The 6,125-nt window shown below is 32.0% G+C and carries 5 protein-coding genes; 2 read left to right on the forward strand and 3 right to left on the reverse strand.

The window, feature by feature from the left end:
• Positions 1-87: 87 nt before the first annotated feature.
• Positions 88-1,389 carry a GHKL domain-containing protein gene (locus DW721_RS11605; RefSeq protein ID WP_055945149.1) on the reverse strand — a complete coding sequence of 434 codons (1,302 nt, stop codon included), beginning with the start codon at positions 1,387-1,389 and terminating at the stop codon, positions 88-90.
• The gene (locus DW721_RS11610; protein ID WP_055945146.1) at positions 1,389-2,123 is read right to left on the reverse strand and encodes a LytTR family DNA-binding domain-containing protein; all 735 of its coding nucleotides are present in this window, start codon (positions 2,121-2,123) and stop codon (positions 1,389-1,391) included. Before DW721_RS11610 ends, DW721_RS11605 begins: the two co-directional genes overlap by 1 nt.
• A gap of 350 nt (positions 2,124-2,473) precedes the next feature.
• Here DW721_RS11610 and DW721_RS11615 point away from each other — a divergent pair, with 350 nt between their 5' ends.
• Positions 2,474-2,626, forward strand: a complete 153-nt coding sequence (locus tag DW721_RS11615) for a cyclic lactone autoinducer peptide (RefSeq protein ID WP_172794176.1) — start codon at positions 2,474-2,476, stop codon at positions 2,624-2,626.
• A gap of 22 nt (positions 2,627-2,648) precedes the next feature.
• Positions 2,649-4,838, forward strand: a complete 2,190-nt coding sequence (locus DW721_RS11620; protein WP_182436306.1) for a S8 family serine peptidase — start codon at positions 2,649-2,651, stop codon at positions 4,836-4,838.
• Between the two features lie 231 nt (positions 4,839-5,069).
• On the opposite strand, the gene DW721_RS11625 is transcribed toward DW721_RS11620, so the two are convergent.
• On the reverse strand, positions 5,070-6,125 hold a 1,056-nt coding region (locus tag DW721_RS11625; RefSeq protein WP_147355405.1), incomplete at its 5' end, for a transposase.

The following is a 6,125-nucleotide window of genomic DNA, read 5'->3' on the forward strand; positions in this document are numbered from 1 at the left end:
ATACAATGAACAAGCTCATTGTATTGCCAATTATCTTTTTATGGCTGAACTGTTACTATTTTGTACCAATCCTTGAATAGTATCAAATTATATTTTCTTATATTTATCAATATTACATGGAATAGTAACAACGGCATGATAAAAATTTTCTTTGATAAAATTATTATAATTACCACGGTTAGTGTGTGTGATATTAAAAACATTAGCAGTACCATAACCGTGAACAAGTTCATCATCATCGTATTTTATCGTGTCAGGGAGAAATGTATTGTATAAATGAATTACAAGTTCACGCTCTGTTGTGAAAATATCAACATCAATCTCTCTTTTTCTTGGTGGCATTATTTTTTCACACGCATTATAGCAATTATCCAAAAGATTTCCGAGAATAATGCTGAAATCATAATCGGATATCTGTATATTGTCAAGGTCAACTTTAATATTTGTTTTAAATACGATATTATTATGTTCCGCAAGCATCATATAGTTACTTACAAAAGAGTCAATAACAAGATTTCCGGTATTGATGCGGTTGAAAGTCTGCTCCATATCTCCGATAGATGTATTAATATAATCATCAATTTCACTGTAGTGTTGTTTGTGCAGACATTCCCTGATGAAAAAATAATGCTTTTTAACATCGTGGATAATCTTGCGTGAATTTTTATAAGTTGTTGATAAAAGAAGATATTTCTTTGTCTGATATTCAAGTTTATCATTTAACTGTTTTTTGGTGATTTCCAATTCTTTTACTTTTAAAAGGCTGTCAAGTAAAAAGTAGTTGACTATATTTGCAGCAAGAAGTCCTATTATTGCAAGTGTATTCATTGTTTTATGAAAAATATTATTTTTTGGTGCATTAGAGATACTTAAAATAAGTATATTAGTTAAAACCGGTGTAAACAAAATAAGTATTGAGTATTGTAATGTAAGTAATTCACTCTTTTTTCTTTTTACAAAAAGAACGGCAAACATTATAAACACAAAAAATAAAATTTGTGATATAGCAAGGCAGATACCGTTTTGGGAGAGTATTTTAGCTCTGTCTTCCTTTGGAAAGTAGGATATAATAATATATATCACAACTTCTGATAAGCCGCCCAGAACATGATAAGATATGGCACTAAGTAAACGCAGTTTAAGGTTTGCATTATATAAAAATGTCAGTAAAAATATTGTTAATATACTTACTAAAGAGACAATATACAAATGTTTACTGCCTGACAGATTAAAGTAACTGTTGGTTATAAATCCTATAAATTCATATAGTACAAAGAATGATATAAATATAGGATAAGGAATATTTTTATTACGCTTTTGAAAAATAGTATTAAAAAATATGTTCATAGTAAAAATATCAAAAATATCAGATGTTAAAGTGTAAATCATTATAAACCTCCGCTTATACATATATGGGCAAAAAGAGTTCGGATTTCTTTTTCTTTTCGCCTGCTTACGGGAATTGCATCACCATTATTCATAATAAGTTTTTTATCTTCAAAATAATGTATTTGTGAAGTGTTGACAAGGTACCCCCTGTGGGACAATATAAAATTATAATCTTTTAAAGATATTTCCCACTCAGATAAAGTGCCTATAGTTTCTATAGAATGATCCTCTAACACTATTTCGAGTCTTTTTAAATGTGCATCAATCGTATGTATGTAAATTATTTTGTGCGAATATATGACTTCTTCTGATAAATCAGTTTTTATAATAAATTGAACTGTATGTGTCAAATTAAAATCTTCAATTATATTGTTCATAACCATGTTGAATTTTTCATATGATAATGGTTTTGACAGGTATTGAAAAGCCTGAACATCAAAACTGTTTTGCATATATTCCGGATAATTGCTCACAAAAACAATCTTTACATCACGGTCAGGAAGTTTTCTTATTCGTTTAGCAACATCAAGACCGGACAATTCAGGCATTTCTACATCAATAAATAAAAGCTGAAACACGCCATGCTTTGAGTATGTATTTAAAAGGTTTTGACCGGATTGAAAGCGGCTGATATTAAAATCAACATCATGTATCATTTGATATTTAAAAAGGTAATCTGATATTATGTCAATATCGTTTTCTTCATCATCGCAAATAGCAACATTAAGTATCATGTGAAAGCCTCCAAGTGGATAAAATAATGAACGCATAAGCAGTAATATAAAGAGTTTATGCAAAATTCTATTGTATGCAAAATAAATGCACAAATTTATGATATAGGATTTTGGAGTTATTATATCAGATAATATACCTATAAGCTACAAATTTTGACGAATGGTTAAAAATAGTGGATAAGTGGTGTTATTATGAAAAGAAAACTATAACCGAAAGTCGATAAAATTTGACCATTCGTCTGAAAAAAACAGATATTAGATGAAAGTGTGGTATGATATATGAAATATAAATAGGACAATGTGGGAGTTAATATTTTTTTTGGACTATAGTAAAATGGGAGGTGAAGAATGTGAAGAAATTTACTTATAAGGCAGCAAATGTTTTATGTGCATTTGCAGTGCTTATTGCACCGATTGCAGGTAGGGCTTGCAGAATACTTTTTTATGAGCCGGAGAAACCTGAGGGACTTGATGATTTCATTAGTAAGCATAAGGGATTGTAAAAGAAAAAAGGAGAAAGTGCGTATGAAAAAGAAAGCTCTTTTAACAATAGGAATTATTTTTTCTATGGTTATAACATCATTTAATATGAATTTTGAAAATGTGGATGCTGATGAGACAGAAGCTAGTGAACAATATATTGTTTCTACAAAAAATGGTGAATTGTTTAAGGATATACAGACTAAATATGGTGACTGTATATCGGACGAAGCTGAAAAAGCAGAGAGCTTAGAAGAACATAATACAACTGTTTTAGAACTGTCTGAAAAGGAAGCTCAACAATTGGAAAAAAAGCAGGGGATAACGATAGAACCTGATTGTGAAATGGAGGGATTAGGAGAAACAGAAGATAATATTACGGATGTATCAGAGTGGAATATGCAGATGATAAATGCAGATGAAAATTCTGAAAAAAGCAAAGATAAGATTAAAGTAGCAATAATTGATTCAGGTGTAGATTATACTAATGGTATAAAGGTTGCAGAGAGATATAATCTTGTACCGGGTGAAGAAGATATAAATATTATATATGAGGACAGAACCGGGCATGGAACCGCAGTGGCGGCGATTATTGCAGCAAATTCAAAAGATAAAGATGGAATTTCAGGAATAGCACCTGATAATGTTGAATTATATTCAGTTAAAGCCTTAGACTGCGAGAATAAAGCACCTTTAAGCAGAATAGTTGATGGAATTTATTGGGCAGTTGATAAGGGTGTTAATATAATCAATTTAAGTTTAGGAACAAAAACCAATGCAGATATACTTGAACAGGCAATAAAATATGCAGACTCAAAAGGTGTGTTAATAATAGCGGCAGCAGGAAATGATAAACAAATTCAATATCCGGCAGCTTATGATGAAGTGATAGCAGTTGGTTCGGTATCAAAGGATGGAAATATATCAAAGAATAGTGCCGATGACGAGAGAGTAGAATTGGCTGCACCGGGTGAAGCTGTTAAATCGGCCTGTTTTTTAGATGGTACGCTGCAGGTGAGCGGAACAAGTGTAGCGGCTCCTCATGTTACGGGAGTAGCGGCAGTATTATGGGCAAAAGATAAAAGTAAATCAAAGGAATTTATAAGAGATTTATTAAAAGAAACATCAAAAGAACTAGAGGATGGAAGTGGATTAATAGACTTACAATATGCCCAAAATAAGTATGATGAGTTTTCAAAAAATTATCAGGAAGGGATTGATAATAGTGATATTATAGAGAAAAATCCTGAGAAAGTAGAAAATTTTAGCGAAACTGATAATGCTGAAGCATTATGGGGAGATGCTGTACATACAAGTGTTTCATCTTCGAGTGGATTGACAGGAGTAGAATTAAAATTGTTGTATGGAGCATTGATATATTCAGACCATGATGAGGATAAATCAAATACTACAGATACATTAGGAGATGATGCCGGAATTTCCAGAATGACATATAATTGGACTTTTCATGGTTATGGATATGGACAGCATAATTTTTTTGGAAGTGATGGGAAGCTTGTAGATGATAAGGATACAAACGGAAATAAAATAAAACATCGTTCTAATTATATTTCTAATACTATGCAAATATATAATTTGTCACTAAATTATAAAAAAGGAGTATATACAAAGCCTGACAAAGTAGCTGGAATAAATGATACGGATTATGAGAGCATAATGAGTAGATTAAATGCAGATTCAAAAAAGGGAATTGTAAAAACAATGCGTCCTAGTGGTGCAGAAGATGAGTATGGTAATATAATAGGTAAAACGATAACCCCAAAAACAGTTAGTTGGGATAAAATTTTTCATTATTGTGTAAGACAGTATCAGGGAAATACCAGTATTATAATATCTAATAATAATAAAAATCGCTCAGTAGTAATTTTAGGACTGGCATTGCATAATGCGATGGATACATTTTCACATTCATCGTGTACATGGGATGGAAAATTAATTACCCATGTTTCGGATAAAAGCAAAAATGCAGATAATCCAGATTATTATTCTAATAGGGTAGATTGTGCAGTAGCTGTAGCAAAAAATATATTGGGAAAATATAGTAAAGGATATGAAATGACAGTATCAGATTTTAATTTTAGTTCTGCGTATAAACCATATGGTGGTGGTTTTTCACTACTTGGATATGCAGAGTATGTATGTAATATTAGTCCAAGTTATTTTAAATCAAATATGACAAGTATAGATCAATTATCAACAACAATAAATGAATAATATAATAGTTATTGATTAAAAAAATGCAACAAAACCCAAAAATATCTGTCTTATATTATAGGTACAATTATAAAATATAAGACAGATATTTTATCTAAGAGTCCAGCTAATAAATGTCAATAGTTAGATGTGAAAAAAATTATTTTGTTTTTTGACTAAAAAATGGCGGACTTTCCCCTTGGTGAAAATATCGTTTTTTGAAAGATATTGATTCATTGGGTTCATAGTATTTTATGCAGTCATGTCGCATTTGGCAGCATTGTATTGTTTGATATGCTCCTGAGGAGCAATGATTTTGAATGGTTTGTTGTCTCTGAGTATTGCAAATATCATATTGCATACCTTATGTGAAACAGCGCCCATTGCTACGAGCTTTGGTTTTGAGTCACACTTCTTGAGATAGTATTCGCGAAGAACTGGATTTTTAGCTTCTCCATTACGGGAGATACTGATGCTTTGTAGGGTTAATGTGTGAATCACACGTCTGGCGATGGCGGAATCATGCTTAGACATTTGAACCTTGGTGCCTTCAAATTTACCGGATTGCTTTACGGCTGGATCAAGACCAAAATAAGCGAAAAGTTGTTTCGGCTTTGAAAATGCTGAAAAGTCACCAATCTCACCCATGATGGATACAGCAGACAAGAAACCAGCACCTTTGAATGTTTTAATCAAATGAATCTGCTTAACAAAGTCGGTATCTTCATTAGCATCAACAAGCTCATGGAGCGATTCAAGAATGCTGTTGATTTCTTCATCATATTTACGTATGAAGCTGATATAAAGGCGAATACGCTTGATGTTACTGTCTATAATGTACCCAAACTGATTTGCATCAGTTGCCGCCTGAATTATGGCATTATACTTATTCTGAGCATATGTAAGTCCAAAGCGAGCTGTTGATTTGATGATATCAATAATCTCTTGCTTGTCTGCTTCAAGAAAAGCTGATGGAGATGTATAAGTTTCCAACAATGTAAGAGAAGTGTTGATAGTAACCTTGGAAAAGATGCCAAGATACTGAGGAAACGCCATGCGTAATTCACCCTGAAGTTTATTCACATAGGCACTGCGATTATCCATTAAATCGTAGTATTCACGGCACAGATTACGGCAGTTTAGAGCAAGGTCTGATGGCATAAGTGAAACCTTTAAATCAGGTTTCAAGCCAACTAAAGTAGCTTTTTTAGAATCAAAACGATTATTATGTACTTTTCGTATGTTGATATTTGTGCTATTCTTAGTGATGATAGGATTAATAACCGAGCAGTTAAAACCCTTATCACG

Origin of the sequence: Clostridium sp. AM27-31LB, from assembly GCF_003480745.1 — a bacterium.
Lineage (GTDB): Bacteria > Bacillota > Clostridia > Lachnospirales > Lachnospiraceae > Butyribacter > Butyribacter intestini.